The organism is Pedobacter sp. PF22-3, assembly GCF_026239555.1.
In the GTDB taxonomy this organism is placed as follows: domain Bacteria; phylum Bacteroidota; class Bacteroidia; order Sphingobacteriales; family Sphingobacteriaceae; genus Pedobacter.
The window spans coordinates 70893-89867 of the sequence record NZ_JAPIVP010000011.1; the positions used below are offsets into that span (position 1 = coordinate 70893).

Consider the following 18975-nt stretch of genomic DNA (forward strand, 5'->3'; position numbering starts at 1 on the left):
TAAGGCTATCGTAAGATAGCAATTCATATATTTTATGAAACCGCTTGTTTAATACGATTAGTTTTTAGAAGCTGGCTTGGTTTTAATCTGACTAGGTTTTAACCAGATTTTAGCTCCTTTTGAGTTTACATAGTATTTCTCATTTTTTGAATTGATATAAACATCAGAACCATCTGGTGCCATTTTACCTTTCCAGGTTTTATCAGCAACTTTCGAACTACCTTTTACCGCTACTTCAGCCGTTTTATTACCTACCGATTTAGCACCTTTTCCAATTGCTTTTCCGGTTTTGTCTAATGCTTTACCTACTTCAGTTTTTTTCTCTTGCGCGCTTACGCTAAGGGTTACACCGCCAATTAAGGCCATTGTTAATAAACCCATTACTAGTTTCTTTTTCATGACAGCTATATTTTTATTTACAGGATAACAGTTGATGATAACATTTGTTTTATTTCTGTTACACGAATAAAGATAAAGTTTTAAAATATTATTTTTTAAGCAAGTAAACCGAAGTACAATATGATAAAGAAGGACTGCACTAACCCAAAAGCAAAGAAACCTGCTTTACAAATCATTTTTATTCTTGTTTGGAGCGCATGTGCGGTGACAACGATTAAAGTCAGTTCCCGTGCTCTGCTTTATCCCTCCGCTGCGCTTCAGGGATACCACTCCGCCCGCGGCTAAAAACACAGTTACTGCAAAAAACAAAGTATTAACGTACCATACTGGGCAAAACACTGGCCTGTTTCTTACACTCCCCCCTGTTTAATAAACCTTATTGAAGCGGCTATCCTTTTTGACCCTCAGACTTAAAATGTTTCTACTAAACCCTCACAAAAAGATAATAGCGGAAAGAAGGACTGTACTAGCCGAAAAGTAACAAACCTTGATTTACAAATTACTTTTAGTCCTTTTTTTGGAGCGCAAGGGCTGTAGCAAACGATTAAAGTCAGTTCCCGTGCTCTGCTATATCCCTCCGCTGCGCTTCAGGGATGCCGCTCCGCCCGCGGCTAAAAACACAGTTAACTGCAAAAAACAAAGTATTAACCTACCATACTGGGCAAAACGCTGGCCTGTTTCTTACACTCCCCCCTGTTCAATAAACCTTATTGAAGCGGCTATCCTTTTTGACCCTCAAACTTAAAATGCTTCTACTAGACCCTCACAAAAAGATAATAGCGGAAAGAAGGACTGCACTAACCCAAAAACAAAGAAACCTGCTTTACAAATCATTTTTATTCTTGTTTGGAGCGCATGTGCGGTGACAACGATTAAAGTCAGTTCCCGTGCTCTGCTATATCCCTCCGCTGCGCTTCGGGGATGCCGTTACGCCCGGGGCTAAAAACACAGTACAGCAAAAAAAAAGTCTTAACGTACCATACTGGGCAAAACGCTGGCCCGTTTCTTACACTCCCCCCTGTTCAATAAACCTTATTGAAGCGGCTATCCTTTTTGACCCTCAAACTTAAAATGCTTCTACTAAACCCTCACAAAAAGATAATAGCGGAAAGAAGGCCTGCACTAACCGAAAAGCAAAGAAACCTGCTTTATAAATCATTTTTATTCTTTTTTGGAGCACTAGGCCAAAATAATGATTTAAACCTACTTGCAACTTGAATCTAAATCGTACAGCAGATACCTACTTAACTCAACTTTTCGGCTAATAGCTTCATTTCGATCTGTGGCGACCTCTTCTCGTAAATGATGCTGTGAACGGCCTTACAAATTGGCATGTCTACATTGTACTCCTGATTTTTGATGTGCATACATTTTGCAGCGTAATAACCTTCGGCTACCATATTCATTTCTAATTGCGCCGATTTTACCGTATAACCTTTGCCCACCATGTTGCCAAAGGTACGGTTGCGGCTAAACTGCGAGTAAGCAGTAACCAGCAAATCGCCCAGATAAGCTGATTCTTTAATGTCGCGATCTATTGGATGAACTACATCTACAAAGCGTTTCATTTCACTTATCGCATTGCTAATGAGCACCGCCTGAAAATTATCGCCATAACCTAAGCCATGGCAAATGCCACTGGCTACCGCGTAAATATTTTTTAAAACCGCAGCGTATTCGGTGCCAAAAATATCGTCAGAAACATTGGTTTTAATATAGCGTGTACTTAAAAAAGAGGCAAATACCGCTGCTTTATCTACATCGGTACAAGCTATGGTGAGGTAAGATAGTTTTTCAAATGCAACTTCTTCGGCATGGCAAGGACCACTTACCACCAGAATATCATGATATGGGATGTTGTATTTTTCGTGCATAAACTCTCCGATAATCAGGTTATCTTCAGGCACGATTCCCTTAATGGCCGATACTATTTTCTTGCCTTTTAAATCATCGGGGGTAATGGTGGAGAGGGTTTCTTTTAAAAATGCAGCCGGTACATTTAAAATAACAAAATCAGCTGATTCTATAATCGAATGGATATCGGACGAGATGTTGTCGCCGGCAAGCTTTAGCTCTACAGAACTAAGGTAATGCGGATTATGTTTAAATTTTTTAATGTGCTCAATGGCTGTTTCATTACGCATCCACCAAAAAATTTCTTTCTCAGACAAATTATCTGCAAGCATTTTAACGATGGCAGTAGCCCAGCTCCCGCCCCCTATCATTGCTATTTTAGGTACCATATTTTAAAAGGGTATAAGGCTTAAGGTGAAAGGCAAAAGGTTATTATGTACCATGTACTAAAGTTTAAGGTAAAAGGTGTAAGGCAAAAGGTGTAAAATTTAAGGTTTAAACTCAATGCTTTAAATCCTAAACCTTACACCCTAATCATAGGAATACACCTTAAAGATGGCAATTTACTATTTCTTATAGATATTTACGATAAAAGTGTGAGGCGAACAGGCAAAACCCTACACCTCACACTTTTAACCTTACAGCCCAAAAGGCTACTTCTTACCGTCTTTATTAAACAATTGGTCTTTAGCTGTTTTTTCTACCACCATACCATCTTTTAACTTGTTCTGAATAGCAGAATACGGACCGGTTACCACTTCATCGCCGGCTTTAACACCCGATTTTACAATAATAAACTGATCATTCTGAATACCGGTAGTTACCTCAGTTTTTTTAACTTTTTTGCTTTTAGCATCGTAAGTGTAAATATATTGCTTCACCTTTTTATCGGTCAGTTTCGATTTCTGTTTATCGGTATCTTCCTGGTTACCCTGGTTATTTTTATTGTCGCCTGATTTTACGTTATCGGTAAAAACCGCCTGGATTGGAATGGCCAGTCCCGTTAACGACTCTGCTTCAATATCAACTGTTGCCGACATCCCAGGACGGAAAATAGATTGTTGCTTACCTTCCATTTCTTCAGTGATGCGGATTTTTACCGAAAAGTTCGTCACCTGATCAACAGAAGTAGAGACTGCGGTTCCAACTGCAGTTGATGAACTTGCTATTTCAGTAACCACGCCTCTGAATTTTTTATCTGAAAATGCATCTACTTCGATAGAAGCTTTATCACCAACTTTAACACGGGTAATGTCGTTCTCGTTTACATCAACATTCACCTCCATTGATGAGAGGTTAGAAATACGCATTATTTCAGTACCTGCCATTTGCGAAGTTCCCAAAATACGGTCGCCAAGCTCTATTGATAGTTTAGAAACTACACCATCTACTGGTGCGTAAATAGTGGTTTTAGCCAAGTTTGCACCCGCTTCTTTAACATTCGCACCCGTTTGCTCCAAGGTAAATTTGGCACCGGTTACATTTTCTTTAGCACTGGCTAAATTTGCTTTAGCCGTTAAAAATGCCGCTTTAGCTGCATCAAATTCTGAAGCTGAAATTACTTTTTTATTAAAAAGTTCAACATTACGTTTATAAGTAGCTTCTGCGTTTATAAAATTAGCCTGGTTTTGAGCAAGTTGTTGTTGCGCTGCAGCTACACTGGCTTTTTGTGCATTAAAACTTGCTACGGTTCTTTCATAACCCGATTGTAATACATCCGGACGTACTTTACAAAGCAATTGGCCTGCTTTAACAATATCGCCTTCTTTTACTTTTAACTCTACTACCTCTCCAGATACTTCCGAACTCAATTTAACCTCAGTTTCTGGCTGGATTTTTCCACTTGCCGTTACTGTTTCCACAACAGTTTTATCTGACGCTTTTTCTGTAGTTACTTTTTCGGTTTTGTTTCCACCGATCACTCCTGTCAGTTTTAGCACAACCAGAAGGGCTACGATAGCAACTACGGTAATAATAATATGCTTCAGTTTCATAATTTGTATTGTATTTCGTTTATTAAATTAATGTTGAAAGGTTATGAGTTGTAAGGTTGAAAAGTTTAATATTAAATTTGCCTCACTTTCAGTTTAGTTTCTGGTCTTAAAAAACAATCTGTTTGCCCAAATAATAATCAATTACTTTAGCACGGAACAGTAAATCGTATTTCGCCAGGATAAAATCTATTTCTGCTTTATTTCTATTGGTTTGTGCCGTACTATAATCTAATGAGTTGACTAAACCTACGGCATAACGTTGCTCGATAACATAAAAAGCATCTTTCTGTGCCTGAAAAGCATTTTGGGTAGAAGAGTACCTACTTTGTGCAGCGTTTAAATCGGCAACAGCCTGATTAATTACCTTGATCAGGTTGTTTTTGGCAATCTGCTCATCTGTTTTGCGTTGCTGGAATACAATTTTAGCTTTTCTAACGGTTGATCGGGTGGCAAAACCATTAAAAATTGGAATCGAAATACCCATATTGATAGATTTACCAAAGTTATCTGATAATTGATTAAAAAACGGACTGTTTCCAGGGAAAGCAAACTGGTATTGATAGAACGACCCTAAGCCTCCTCCAAAGCTAACCTTCGGGTAATAACTACCTTTGGCCACATCAATGGCTTTTTCTGCTGCTTTCGTATTTAAATTTGCCAATTTAATATCCGGGAAGCTATTTAAAGCCTGGTTATAAATATCATTTGGTACGTAAGTGTTCTGGATGTTATTCATTTCGCTAACCAATGGCGGCTGTACTTTAAATGTCATTGGTGGCTGAATCTCCATTAACTGACCCAAAGTTAAATAGGATATGGTTAACTGGTTCTGCGCATTGGTTAGATTAAGCTCTGCAGTTGCCGCCTGCGATTTGGCCTGCGAAATATCAGCTAAAGTTTTATTACCAACATCTAAAAGGGCCTGTTCTCTTTTTAAAGTAGCATTTGCTACTTCTAACTGTTGCTGCGTAGCTTTAACCTGATCCTGGTTATTTAAAACCTGCAGGTAAGCTGTTACCACCTGCAGAATAAGATCGTTTTTTACCTTTTCTACATTGGTTTGATCTACAGCCAACAATAACTTATTCTGTCTGATCTGATTAATTAGCGCACCACCTCCAAACAATTGCATATTAGCAGAAACACTTGGACTTAAGCTATAATTTTGGGTATTTAGAAACAAACCCGATGTTACCTGGCTTCTTCCCCACTGCATAGATTGGTTAGCGGAACCATTTACAGTAGGCAATAAAGCATTTTTTGACTGGCGCACATTTTCATCGCTGATTGCAGCGTTAAATGCGGCTTGTTTGATGTTTAAATTATTTTTTAACGTGTTTTCGACCGCTTTTTCAATGCTGATCACTTCCTGAGCCCTAATTTGCTGACTAAAACTTAATGCCACTAGTAATGCAGATCCGGTAATTAACTTTTTATTGGTAAACATCTTCATAATTTGTTTCAAATCTATATAAACAACTTTAATAATTTCAATCTGTTCAGGCATTTACTAACTTTGAAGTTAAATGTACCTGATCAAATCACCGCTTCTGCTAAAATGGTATTATCCATCACTGTTATGGAATAAATCCCGCACCGAAAAAGTTATTTATCTGACCTTTGACGATGGACCTATACCCAATGTTACAGATTTTGTATTAAAAACTTTGAAAGTCTTTAATGCTAAAGCTACATTTTTTTGCATTGGCGATAATATTGTTAAACATCCCGATGTTTTTAAACGTGTAAAAGCCGACGGGCATGCCATTGGCAACCACACCTTCAACCATTTAAAAGGATGGAAAACTGATGATGAAACCTATCTCGAAAACACGCTAAAATGCCAGGAACTTACGCAGTCTAACCTCTTCCGCCCACCTTACGGCAGAATCAAGAAAAGTCAGATTCTAAGTCTGAAGTCCGAAGTCCGGAGTCCGAAGTCAGACTCCCAACTGCAAACTGAAAACTCCCAACTGCAAATCGTCATGTGGGATGTACTTAGCGGCGATTTTGACATTGATCTTTCGCCCGAAAAATGCTATCAAAATGTGATCAAACATACCGAAAACGGTTCGATCATCGTTTTTCACGATAGTTTAAAAGCATTTGATCGTTTAGCATATGCATTACCCAGGGTTTTAGCCTATTTTACCGAAAAGGGTTTCACTTTCGCTACCCTTTAGCTATTGTTATGCCAGAGCTGCCCATGCTTACGCCATGAAGCTAAAACAGGTTTTTAGCCAGATCATTAATTCCCAGCTGTTCAAAAACGGACAAAACTGTACGAAACTGAACGGTAAATTAGAATAATCATTTGATCATTTTTATGATGAATATTACCTGCCTGACTAAACTAAATTCAACTGTTTAGAACAATTCTAAATTACGCAATCAATTGCTTAAATTCCATTAAAAGCTTGCTTTTTGTTATTTTTGTTTTATCAAAAAAATCCATTTTTTTTGTCGATAACCACAAATTAATCACAATTAACAGCATTCTTTGGAGAAAGTGTATTTACTGCACAAAACCTCACGAAAAAAGAATAAAATAGCTAAGATGAGTATTTATAACGATTATATCCAGGAGATTGAAGAGCGAAAAACCCAAGGTCTTCACCCTAAACCTATTGATGGCGCCGAATTATTGAGCGAAATCATCGAACAGATTAAAAATGTAAACAATTTTAACAGAGCAGATGCTGTTAATTTTTTCATATACAATACCCTACCGGGTACCACAGCTGCCGCTGGTATTAAAGCCCAGTTCTTAAAAGAAATTATTGCAGGTGAAGTTGTTGTTCCAGAAATTACACCTGATTTTGCTTTCGAACTCCTATCGCACATGAAGGGCGGTCCTTCTATTAAAGTTTTATTGGATATTGCTTTGGCTGATAATGGCGATAAGGCAAAAAAAGCAGCAGATGTACTTAAAACACAGGTTTTCTTGTATGATGCTGATACCGATCGTTTAAAAGAGGCTTACAACAATGGCAATGCCATTGCCAGAGAAATATTAGAAAGTTACGCCAAAGCTGAATTTTTTACCGAATTGCCTCCTGTTGCTGAAGAAATTAAAGTGGTAACCTTTATTGCCGGTATTGGCGATATTTCTACAGATTTACTATCTCCGGGTAACCAGGCGCACTCGCGTTCTGACCGTGAATTGCATGGTAAATGCATGATTACACCAGAGGCACAACAGGCCATTAAAGATCTTCAGGCGCAACATCCTGATAAAAGTGTGATGCTTGTGGCCGAAAAAGGCACCATGGGCGTAGGTTCTTCGCGTATGTCGGGCGTAAACAATGTGGCCCTTTGGACCGGTAAAAGATCAAGTCCATATGTTCCGTTTGTAAACATTGCGCCAATTGTTGGTGGCACCAATGGCATTTCGCCAATTTTCTTAACCACGGTTGATGTAACAGGCGGTATTGGTATCGACCTTAAAAACTGGGTAAAGAAAACCGACGAGAACGGTAATGTTGTCCGTAACGAAAACGATGAACCGGTTTTAGAAGAAGTATATTCAATAGCAACCGGAACGGTGCTTACCATTAATACCAGAACTAAAAAATTATATAACGGAGACCAGGAGCTGATTGATATTTCAAAAGCTTTAACGCCTCAAAAAATGGAATTTATCAAAGCGGGTGGCTCTTACGCTATCGTTTTCGGTAAAAAGATCCAAACCTTTGCAGCTAAAACTTTAGGTACCGAAGCTCCTGTTGTATTTGCTCCGGCCAAAGAAGTTTCTATTGAAGGCCAGGGCTTAACAGCGGTAGAAAAAATATTCAACAGAAATGCCGTAGGTTTAGCGCCAGGAAAAGTTTTACATGCAGGCTCTGATGTGCGTGTAGAAGTAAACATTGTAGGTTCGCAAGATACTACCGGTTTAATGACCGCTCAGGAATTAGAAGCTATGGCTGCTACAGTAATTTCGCCGATTGTTGATGGGGCTTACCAATCAGGCTGCCATACGGCATCTGTTTGGGACAAAAAAGCGCAAGCCAATATCCCTAAACTGATGAAATTCATGAATGATTTTGGGGTAATTACTGCCCGTGACCCTAAAGGTACTTATCATTCAATGACCGATGTAATCCACAAAGTATTGAATGATATCACGATTGATGAGTGGGCAATCATCATCGGGGGCGACTCACATACCCGCATGTCTAAAGGTGTGGCTTTTGGTGCCGATTCTGGTACAGTAGCCTTAGCTTTGGCAACCGGCGAGGCTTCTATGCCTATTCCTGAATCAGTAAAGGTAACTTTCAAAGGCGCAATGAAAGAACACATGGATTTCCGTGATGTGGTTCATGCTACGCAATTGCAGATGTTGCAACAGTTTGATGGCGAAAACGTATTCCAGGGCCGTATTATCGAGGTACACATCGGTACTTTGCTGGCTGACCAGGCCTTTACCTTTACCGACTGGACTGCTGAGATGAAAGCAAAAGCTTCTATCTGTATTTCGCAGGACGATACTTTAATCCAATCGCTTGAAATCGCCAAAAACCGCATTCAGATCATGATCGACAAAGGTATGGACAACCATAACCAGGTGCTTCAGGGATTGATTAACAAAGCAAACAAACGCATTGAGGAAATTAAAACCGGTATTAAGCCTGCTTTAATGCCAGATACAAATGCCAAATATTATGCGGAAGTAGTTATTGACTTAGACATTATTAACGAGCCAATGATTGCCGATCCGGATGTGAACAATGCCGATGTTTCTAAACGTTACACGCACGATACCATCAGAGATTTAACTTTTTACGGTGGTGATAAAAAAGTAGACCTTGGTTTCGTAGGTTCTTGCATGGTACATAAAGACGATTTAAAAATCGTATCACAATTATTGAAAAATATAGAGAACCAAACCGGCAAAGTAGAGTTTAAAGCTCCGTTGGTAGTGGCTGCACCTACTTATAATATTATTGATGAATTGAAAGCTGAAGGCGACTGGGAATATTTACAGAAATACTCGGGATTTGAATTTAGCGATGCGCTGCCTAAAAGTGTAGCCCGTACCGAGTACGAAAACATCATGTATTTAGAGCGCCCAGGTTGTAACTTATGCATGGGTAACCAGGAGAAAGCGGCCAAAGGCGATACTGTAATGGCTACTTCTACCCGTTTATTCCAGGGCCGCGTGGTAGAAGACAAAGATGGCAAAAAAGGTGAATCTTTACTGGCTTCAACCCCTGTTGTTGTTCTTTCAGCTATCTTGGGTCGCATTCCAAGCTTTGAAGAATATAAATCAGCGGTAGACGGCATTAACTTAACCAAGTTTACCCCTATTTCTACAAAACAATAATAAACAAAAAATCATATTATTTGTTACTATTAGAAAAGGCTATCCGAGAAATCTGGTAGCCTTTTTCTTTGCATAAATAATTGCATAGAATGGTTTTAAATAAGATATTATGACAAATCTCAAAAATAAATCTGTTTAAAATTGTTTACTTTAGATAGTACCTTATTGATAATAATTATAAAAATTTAAGTATGGCTTTTGATATAGAAATGATTAAAAAGGTGTATGCAAACTTCGGTAGCCGGGTAGAGGCTGCGCGTAAAGTTGTGGGCAGACCTTTAACGTTATCTGAAAAAATATTATACGCACACCTTTGGGATGGAGATCCAAAAAAGGCGTTTAAGCGTGGTTCTGATTATGTAGACTTTGCGCCAGACCGCGTAGCGATGCAGGATGCTACGGCGCAAATGGCTTTATTGCAGTTTATGCAGGCGGGCCGTCCACAAGTCGCAGTTCCTTCAACAGTTCACTGCGATCACCTGATTACGGCTAAAGAAGGCGCTGCTATAGATTTACCCCATGCCAAAACAGAAAGTGCCGAAGTTTTTGATTTCTTATCTTCTGTATCCAATAAATACGGTATCGGTTTCTGGAAACCAGGCGCTGGTATTATCCACCAGGTTGTTCTGGAAAACTATGCTTTCCCAGGTGGAATGATGATTGGTACCGACTCCCATACTGTAAATGCTGGTGGTTTAGGTATGGTAGCTATTGGTGTTGGTGGCGCTGATGCCTGCGATGTAATGGCGGGTTTACCATGGGAACTAAAATTTCCTAAATTGATTGGCGTAAAACTAACTGGTAAATTGAACGGCTGGACGGCTGCCAAAGATGTGATTTTAAAAGTAGCTGGTATTTTAACTGTAAAAGGTGGTACCGGTGCCATTGTAGAATATTTTGGTGATGGTGCTACTTCAATGAGCTGTACAGGTAAAGGTACCATCTGTAACATGGGTGCAGAAATAGGTGCAACCACTTCTACTTTCGGTTACGATGAAAGCATGGAGCGTTATTTACGTGCTACCGGCAGAAATGAAGTTGCTGATGAAGCAAACAAAATTGCAGCTTATCTAACCGGTGATGCTGAAGTATATGCTGATCCTGAAAACTACTTCGATCAGGTAATTGAGATCGATTTAGATACTTTAGAACCTTACTTAAATGGTCCTTTTACACCAGATTTAGCCACTCCGGTTTCGCAGATGAAAGTTGAGGCAGAGAAAAATGGCTGGCCGTTAAAAGTAGAATGGGGCTTAATTGGTTCTTGTACCAACTCTTCATACGAAGATTTATCAAGAGCAGCTTCAATCGCCAACCAGGCTATTGCAAAAGGTTTGGTAACCAAATCCGCTTTCGGTATCAACCCGGGATCTGAGCAGGTACGTTACACGGCAGATCGTGATGGTTTCTTAAAAACTTTCGAAGATTTAGATGCAACAATCTTTACCAATGCCTGCGGACCATGTATTGGTATGTGGGATCGTACAGGTGCAGAGAAAGCAGAAAAAAACACCATTGTACACTCGTTTAACAGAAACTTTGCTAAACGTGCTGATGGCAACCCTAATACTTTCGCTTTTGTAGCTTCACCAGAAATGGTTGCTGCAATTGCCATTTCAGGTAATTTAGGATTTAACCCATTAACGGATACTTTAACAAACGATAAAGGCGAACAGGTTAAATTAGACCCTCCTACCGGTTACGAATTGCCAACAAAAGGTTTCGCTGTAGAAGATGCAGGTTTCCAGGCTCCGGCAGCTGATGGTTCATCAGTTCAGGTTCTGGTTTCTCCAACTTCACACCGTTTACAATTGTTAGATCCGTTTACCCCATGGGAAGGCACCGATTTAAAAGGTCTAAAACTTTTAATCAAAGCCAAAGGTAAATGTACAACAGATCATATCTCGATGGCTGGTCCGTGGTTAAAATTCCGTGGTCACCTGGATAACATCTCTAACAACATGTTAATTGGTGCGGTTAACTACTTCAACGATAAAACTGATAACGTTAAAAACGAATTAACTGGCGAATATGGCCCTGTTCCGGCTACCCAACGTGATTATAAAGCGGCTGGTTTAGGTTCAATTGTAGTGGGCGACGAAAACTATGGCGAAGGCTCATCCCGTGAGCATGCGGCCATGGAGCCACGTCACCTGGGTGTTCGTGCGGTATTGGTAAAATCTTTTGCCCGTATCCATGAAACCAACCTTAAAAAACAAGGTATGCTGGCTTTAACTTTTACGGATAAAGATGATTACGATAAAATTTTGGAAGATGATACGATCGACATTTTAGGCTTAACCGAGTTTGCCCCTGATCAACCATTGATACTGGCATTACACCATGCTGATGGCACTACAGAGGAGTTTGCGGTTAATCACAGCTACAATGCGCAACAAATCGATTGGTTTAAAGCTGGTGGTGCCTTAAACATCATCAGGGCTGAAGCAGCGGCTAAGGCAGCGCTTTAATAGTCCGAAGTCTAGAGTCGGAAGTCCGAGGTCTGGATGAAAATAAAAAAATCCCGTTTTGTTAAATCAGAACGGGATTTTTCGTTACAATTACCCATTGCACAAATTACATGAGAGGCGTCACCCTGAATTTATTTCAGGGTCTATATGGCAGAACATTAACCTTCTAGCCCCGGGCGTAGCGGCATCCCTAAAGCGTAGCGTAAGGATACAGCGAAGAACGGGAGAACAAGCCTTAATAGTTGCCTTTGGCCTTGCGCTTCAAAAAAACGAAAATCAATCTACTCAAATTCATAACCACAATCGTAACAATGATGGCACTTATTGGCTTTAATCGGAGTGGTAAGCGTTAAGAAAGCAAGTATAGTAGCCCAGATGCTATATTTTTTATTCGTAGCCATCCCATAGCCCACATTAGTAGATCCACATTTCTCACAAACTGTTTTACCTTCTTCTGATTCTTGTTCATCAGTAATTTCATCGGATGATTCAAAAGTCAAACTATTGTCTTCAGCCAGTAAAGCATTGATGGCCTCTATATCTCTTTCAAAAACAATAAGTTTAACACCGCCAATAGCTTGATTGTAAAGTGGATTTAATGTTGCAAAATTTTCATCCGCCAGGTAACAGGCAAACCCGCTATCTTCCAATTTAGCTTTAATGATATTGGCCTCCATCGGGTTATAATAGGTGCTGTAAACTATGGTTCTATCATTCATATTTCAAACATAATAATTTATTTATTATGAAATGGAAAACGGCTGATCATCAACTATATTTCAGAAATTCCTTCCACCAATAACCGGAATCTTTAATGGTACGTTCCTGGGTTTTAAAATCGTTATAAATCAGCCCAAACCTTGCTGTAAAACCCTCTGCCCATTCAAAATTATCCATTAATGTCCAGGCCATATAACCGGTAACATTTATACCTTCATTTTTAAGTTTGAGCAGTGCGCTCAGGTAAAGTTTAAAATATTCGATCCGTTCGGGGTCTTCCACCCTTTTATCACTCAATTTATCGTGATAAGCTGCACCGTTTTCGGTGATGATGATATTTTTAATGGCAGGATAGGCGGCAAACTTTTTTACAATATTGTAAAAGCTATCGGCATTAATTTCCCAACCCATAGTTGTATGTGGTTTTTTCCTGCTTTTGGCCTTCACTTCCCAAGCCTGGATTACCGGGATAAAGGCATTGTATTTCACCGTTAACGGAAAATAGTTTTGAAGACCGATAAAATCAAAGTCGAATTTCATCCTTTCCTGCAATCGCCAGGTACCATATTCTATCTGAAATTTTTCCAACACGTCCCAATCTGCCGTAGGAAAGCCCATACCTAGTGTTGGCTCTACAAACAGACGGTTCATTAAACAATCTATCCGCTTTGCTGCCAACACATCATTATCGCTGTCGGTATAAGGAATTATTTCAGAGCAGGAATAAGTAGTCCCGATATTCGCATTGGCTACCTGGGCACGTAAAATTTTACCACCCTCTGCCTGTGCCAAAGCCGTATGTAAAATTGCCGGAAAAAAATTGCTCAAACCTGTTTTCCCCGGGGCATGTATTCCAAGCATATAACCTAAAGAAGTATAACCAAAAGGCTCATTCAGTACGATCCAGTTTTTTACTTTATCGCCATATTCTAATGCACAGATGCTAACAAAAGCATTAAAGGCAGCATTAATACTAAAGCTTGTCCAGCCGCCCTCATCCTCCAATGCCTGTGGTAAATCCCAGTGATATAACGTAACATAAGGTGTAATTCCATGCGTTAAACATTCATCAATAAGATTATGGTAAAAACGGATACCTTCCTGATTTACTTCTCCCCTTCCGCTGGGCAAAATCCTCGACCAGGCGATAGAAAACCTGAATACCTTAAACCCCAAGTATTTGACAAGTGCAACATCTTCAGCATACCGATGATAAAAATCGCAGGCAGGATCTAATTTATGATTCTTCTTTATTTTGCCGCTTTTTGCCGTAAAAGTGTCCCAAATGGAAGGGCCCTTCCCGTACTGAGTTGCCGTTCCTTCTATCTGCGCTGCAGCAGTAGCTATACCCCACAAAAAATCCGGACCGAAATCGCTTGCCTTAATCATTGTTATCGATTATTTGCCATAAGTTGCGAGTTTAATATTAACAAATCATTAACAATCAAAATGATTCGAAATAAAAACAATTTTTGATATTTTTACCTATGCGCTACTCATTAATTGGTTTCCTATTGGTATTACTAAATCTTACTGCCTTAGGAAAATTTGCACCGCCTGTTAATGATGAACTGATAAATGCCATAAATATTACCAATACCAGCGCATATTGTAGTGCAGATGCCGAATTTAACAATTTAGAAGCTACACCGAGTAATTATAACAAATCTTTAAACTGGCCGGCTGTCGGAAAAGATGTGTGGTACAAGTTTACTGCATCTAAGTTTGATGTTAACATTTCTGTTAGTGGAAAAATTGATGCCAATAGTACAAATACCCTGATTGGCCCATTGGTGGCCTTATATTCTTTTGATGCGACAACTGGTTTTATTACAGAGCAACCGGGCATGCAGGCCACATCAAATAATGTTGTTTCTTTATACAAGGGCGCTTTAACAGTAGGGCAAGTTTACTATATTAGGGTAAGTGCAACAAATAATGTTACTGGCACCTTTAAACTTTGTATCGATAATTATTTCCCACCAATACAGCCAGGACAGGATTGTGGAACCTTTTCGGTACTCTGCACAAAAGAGACTTTTACCCAATTGAATGTAACCGGAGCAGGGGCAAACAATCATGAATCAGCCGGAACCTGCCTGGGTACAGAATCTAACTCCGCCTGGTATATGTTTAAGGCTTCCAAGCCTGGCGATTTTACTTTTGTTATCACACCCACGGTAACCTCAAACGATATTGACTGGATTTTTTATGATTTGGGCGTGAATGGAGATTGTAGTAAGGTAAGTAGTGCAACTGCCATACGTTGTGCAGCTGGCAGTGGTGTAGAATGTACTCCTTCTTATTATAAAACCGGCTTGAGTATGACCGAAACAGATTTAACCGAAGCCTCGGGCTGCCCTGCGGGTCAAAATGGCTTTGTTAAATATGTAGATCTCGAACAGGATCATGTTTATGCGCTACTCATCGATAATTTCTCAGGAGGGAATAATGGCTTTACTTTAGAATTCGGTGGCACTGCAGATTTTGCTGGTCCAACTGCAGAAATAGATTTTCAGAAACTAAATCCATGTACGAATAACCAGGCGTATATTTTTGAAAGCAAAGCATCGAACTTTGCCACCTTAAAATGGTCTTTTGGTGAAGGGGCAAGCCTGGCTTCGGCCACCACTGCTGGACCATTTACAGTAACATACAGTACTCCCGGAGAGAAAATTGTGGTTTTAGAAGCCAAAGGCACAAACGGCTGTAATGTAGTTACTACGCAAACTTTTATTGTAGCTAACACACCAGAGAAACCTGCAATAAGCGCTTCGAAGGTTAATTTATGCCAAGGAGATGTATTAAAATTAAGTACGCCATTTTTAAATTTAGCCAGCTACCATTGGTCGGGTCCAAATGATTTTAATTCGACGAGCCAAAACCCCGAAATCCTGGCAAGCGGACCTGAAATAGTTGGTACATACAAGCTTTATGTTCAGGTTGGAGATTGTGTAAGTGAAATAAATTCCGTAGAAATTTTATCGGTTGATTTAAAACCTGAAGCAATGTTTTCGATTGAGGTGAATAATAAGTGCGAAACCGATCAATCATTTTCATTTATCAATGCTTCTAAAAATTACACAAAACTCACCTGGGATTTTGGTCCTGGAATAAAAAGTCAGATTGCCACTAGTAACGACAGTAAAATATTGACCTTTACTGAGCCAGGACTTAAAACAATTACACTAACAGTTGAAACCAATAATGGCTGCCTATCAACTTTTAGAAAAGACATTTTAGTTGAATTGAAGCCAGAAAAACCAGAAATAAGTATCAATCAACCCTCTTTTTGTTTAAAAGATATTATAAAACTATCTGTACCCGCGCAGGAAGGAATTATTTATACCTGGAGTGGGCCAAACAATTACGCTGCCACTACAAATGCCATTGAAATTCCGGTAACGGATTTTAATCTGGCAGGAGAATATCAGGTTGTATTAACAGCAGGATCTTGTAGCTCCGCCCCAGCAACTATCGTCATCCCTGACATTGCCAGAATTCCAGTGGCCAACTTTTATACAGAACCTTCTTTTAACGTAAAGTTTTCCGCTCCCGTACCCATAACATTTACCAATACATCACTTAATGGGGACTTTTATGAATGGAGTTTCGGAGACGGTTTTACCTCTTCAGCGCAAAACCCTACCCATATTTATCAAACAGATGGAGTGTTCCGAATTACTTTAGTGGCATTTTCTAAAAACGGCTGCTCAAATGCAATCACCCAAGGCGACCTTATGATCAAAAAGAATACATCTACATTTGTTCCAAATGCATTTTCGCCAAATGGCGATGGGATTAATGATGAACTGGTTATTGGCGTAACTAACCTCAAAAAATACAGCATACAGATTTACAACCGTTTAGGCACTCAGGTTTTCTTTACCAATAATATATTTGAAAACTGGAAAGGCACTTTTAAGGGTAATGAACTGCCTGTTGGGGTGTACTATTACATCATTTCTGGCATTGACTTATCAAATAAAAATATTAAATATTCAGGTCCAATAACGTTAATGAGGTAACTTATTAATATAGCTTAATATGCTATTCTATAATTTAAATGAGTTGGGCTTTTAGGATGGGCTTTTAGTGCATTCTGATGTTACTACCCGACTGGTTTAAGTATTTCTTTAGTGCCAGATGGAAACATCTGGCACCACAATTATTTTAACTAAGATACAAATTCTTTTGATTTTTAGTCGGCGTTTCAGTGCAGTCTGGTATTACCACCCGACTGGTTTAAGTATTTCTTTAGTTCCAGATGGCAATATCTGGCACCACATTATTATGACCTATTAATCTAAAGTCAGTCCGATCTCTTTCAATAATATAGCTGCATTAAAAGTTTTACATGGACCATGTTTTAGCAAATAATCAAATCTCATTTCTCCATCGGTAATCTGGATATCAAAATGAAAATTACGGAGCGCTTCAGGATAATCAGCAATCAGATCTGCCAATAGCAGATCATGGGTAGCAAAAAGAGCAGGTGTTTTTTCGGCAATCAGCTTTTGGATAAAAACCTTTGATCCTAAATATTTATCACGGCTGTTGGTACCCCGAAGCATTTCATCAATCAATACAAAAGTATCTTTATCCTTCACTACATTATCCAGAATCATCTTCAACCGGTTGAGCTCTGCCTTAAAGGTCGAAGTACTTTCGTTAAGTGAATCTTTAATCCGCATATAGGTATTGATCGAAAAAACCGATAATTGCATATCACGTGCACAAACCGGCGCACCTGCATAACCCAATACCATATTAATACCCAAAGTACGCAGAAAAGTACTTTTACCGGCCATATTAGAGCCTGTTACAATATCTACAGTTGGTTTTGCCTCCACCTGAAAATCGTTATTAATCCTTACCTGCTCAAGAATAAGTGGATGACCGATGTGAGTTGTAGCCAGTTCAAATTGATTGGTAATTGTCGGAAATACCCAATCTGGTTGGTTATAAGCTGTTGTAGCCAGCGAAATCAGTTCTTCAAAATCACCCAGGTGATCGAGCGCAACTATTACATGTTTTGAAGATGATTTATACCAATTGTCCAGATTGATGCAGCATTTTAAATCCCAAAGTAAAAGGGCATTTAGTATGCCACCTACGATAATATTCAGTCTGGCATCAAAATTTTCGATAATCTTCGTTAAACCTTTAATTTCCTTACTCACGGGAATTTTGGAATCGAATAAACTTAATGTATAACTGCTTTTCCAATTTTGGTTTTCGGTCCACAAAATAGCACTTGCATACCCATTTAACAGGTTCGAGCTTCCGCCAAAGCTGTAAAACACCTTATTGATTTTTGAGCCCAGCAGTACATTCCACCCGATATGGATTATTACTAAAAGGGTTAACACTTTCCAGAAAACACTACTAACCAAAAGTGCGGCCAACACTACGGAGATAGAAATATAAGGTACCATTTTAACATAAAAACGCATAAAAGATCCTTTAACAAAACCCAACTGTTCGCCCAATTGACTTTTTAACTGTACTTTGATCTGTTCTATTTTATCAGGATCGTAACCATGAAGGTTAGCCCTAAAACTATAGGTTTCTGCTATTTTATCCGTAAGTTCTTTTATAGCTTCCTGGCGGTGTAATATCCTCTGCCTGGTTGATTTTTCTGCGAAAGTTTTAGCCAGCAGCCTGTTTCCGTTTTGGGTACTACAACGGTTAGTGAGGGCAAACAGTGATGCGGAACCGAAAATATCAAGATCTGAAGTGTAGGGATGCTGTTCAGATTCGAAAGCCTTACCATGGTCGTATCCGTTAATCGTACCATTTAAAATATTCCATTCGTTTTGATAAACCCATAAAAGCTGTTTTTTATAGTCGATTTCACGATCAAGCCGGCTTTGTCTGCGCACAACAACAGCGAAAGCAATTACGGGCAGCGATAAGCAAATCTGGATTAATATCCTCAGGCTGTCATCTGCCGAGCGCAGCAGCAAAACGAAAAATAAAATTTCGCCCAGAAACAAACCTATGCGTAAGAAAGAAAGCTGATCGATCAGTTTTTTTGTTTGATCTATATCTGCAGTAACCTCATTTATTTTATCCTGGTAACCGGCTATTATTTCTTGTTGTTGTTGCTGCATGATTTTATTCTGTATATATTTCCGAAGGTATCAGACCTATAGATTGTCTTTTTTGTTACAATTTCTCTAAGTTTGAATCTCGAAATCCTAAAGATAGG

The 18975-nt window shown here is 39.2% G+C and carries 11 protein-coding genes; 4 read left to right on the plus strand and 7 right to left on the minus strand.

Translation table 11 applies throughout. The features are described from left to right. Window positions 1-57 precede the first annotated feature (57 nt). The 4 genes from OQX63_RS14940 to OQX63_RS14955 all read right to left on the minus strand — a co-directional run bounded on the left by OQX63_RS14940 (window position 58) and on the right by OQX63_RS14955 (window position 5754). Entirely contained in the window at window positions 58-399 is a 342-nt protein-coding gene (locus OQX63_RS14940; protein ID WP_265851653.1) for a hypothetical protein, read from the minus strand. A gap of 1244 nt (window positions 400-1643) precedes the next feature. After that, the gene (locus OQX63_RS14945; protein WP_265851654.1) at window positions 1644-2642 is read right to left on the minus strand and encodes an NAD(P)H-dependent glycerol-3-phosphate dehydrogenase; all 999 of its coding nucleotides are present in this window, start codon (window positions 2640-2642) and stop codon (window positions 1644-1646) included. A 264-nt stretch (window positions 2643-2906) separates the two neighbouring features. Then, the gene (locus tag OQX63_RS14950; protein WP_265851655.1) at window positions 2907-4247 is read right to left on the minus strand and encodes an efflux RND transporter periplasmic adaptor subunit; all 1341 of its coding nucleotides are present in this window, start codon (window positions 4245-4247) and stop codon (window positions 2907-2909) included. A 106-nt stretch (window positions 4248-4353) separates the two neighbouring features. Further along, entirely contained in the window at window positions 4354-5754 is a 1401-nt protein-coding gene (locus tag OQX63_RS14955) for a TolC family protein (RefSeq protein WP_265851656.1), read from the minus strand. A 19-nt stretch (window positions 5755-5773) separates the two neighbouring features. Here OQX63_RS14955 and OQX63_RS14960 point away from each other — a divergent pair, with 19 nt between their 5' ends. The 3 genes from OQX63_RS14960 to OQX63_RS14970 all read left to right on the plus strand — a co-directional run bounded on the left by OQX63_RS14960 (window position 5774) and on the right by OQX63_RS14970 (window position 12041). After that, on the plus strand, window positions 5774-6430 hold the full coding sequence (locus OQX63_RS14960; RefSeq protein WP_265851657.1) for a polysaccharide deacetylase family protein: 657 nt from the start codon (window positions 5774-5776) through the stop codon (window positions 6428-6430). Window positions 6431-6804: 374 nt separating this feature from the next. Further along, window positions 6805-9570 (plus strand): bifunctional aconitate hydratase 2/2-methylisocitrate dehydratase, encoded by a 2766-nt coding sequence (locus OQX63_RS14965; protein WP_265851658.1) that lies wholly within the window; start codon window positions 6805-6807, stop codon window positions 9568-9570. 191 nt (window positions 9571-9761) lie between these two features. Further along, window positions 9762-12041, plus strand: a complete 2280-nt coding sequence (locus OQX63_RS14970) for an aconitate hydratase (RefSeq protein ID WP_265851659.1) — start codon at window positions 9762-9764, stop codon at window positions 12039-12041. Window positions 12042-12322: 281 nt separating this feature from the next. Here OQX63_RS14970 and OQX63_RS14975 read toward each other — a convergent pair whose 3' ends face one another. Both OQX63_RS14975 and OQX63_RS14980 read right to left on the minus strand, forming a co-directional pair. Then, complete coding sequence (locus tag OQX63_RS14975) at window positions 12323-12760, minus strand: putative signal transducing protein (protein WP_265851660.1); 438 nt, start codon at window positions 12758-12760, stop codon at window positions 12323-12325. A gap of 49 nt (window positions 12761-12809) precedes the next feature. Further along, window positions 12810-14150 carry a GH1 family beta-glucosidase gene (locus tag OQX63_RS14980; protein ID WP_265851661.1) on the minus strand — a complete coding sequence of 447 codons (1341 nt, stop codon included), beginning with the start codon at window positions 14148-14150 and terminating at the stop codon, window positions 12810-12812. A gap of 98 nt (window positions 14151-14248) precedes the next feature. Here OQX63_RS14980 and OQX63_RS14985 point away from each other — a divergent pair, with 98 nt between their 5' ends. Further along, window positions 14249-16789, plus strand: coding sequence for a PKD domain-containing protein (locus OQX63_RS14985; RefSeq protein ID WP_265851662.1), 2541 nt, complete (start codon window positions 14249-14251; stop codon window positions 16787-16789). Between the two features lie 273 nt (window positions 16790-17062). Here OQX63_RS14985 and OQX63_RS14990 read toward each other — a convergent pair whose 3' ends face one another. After that, window positions 17063-18877, minus strand: coding sequence for a MutS-related protein (locus OQX63_RS14990; RefSeq protein ID WP_265851663.1), 1815 nt, complete (start codon window positions 18875-18877; stop codon window positions 17063-17065). Window positions 18878-18975 lie beyond the last annotated feature (98 nt).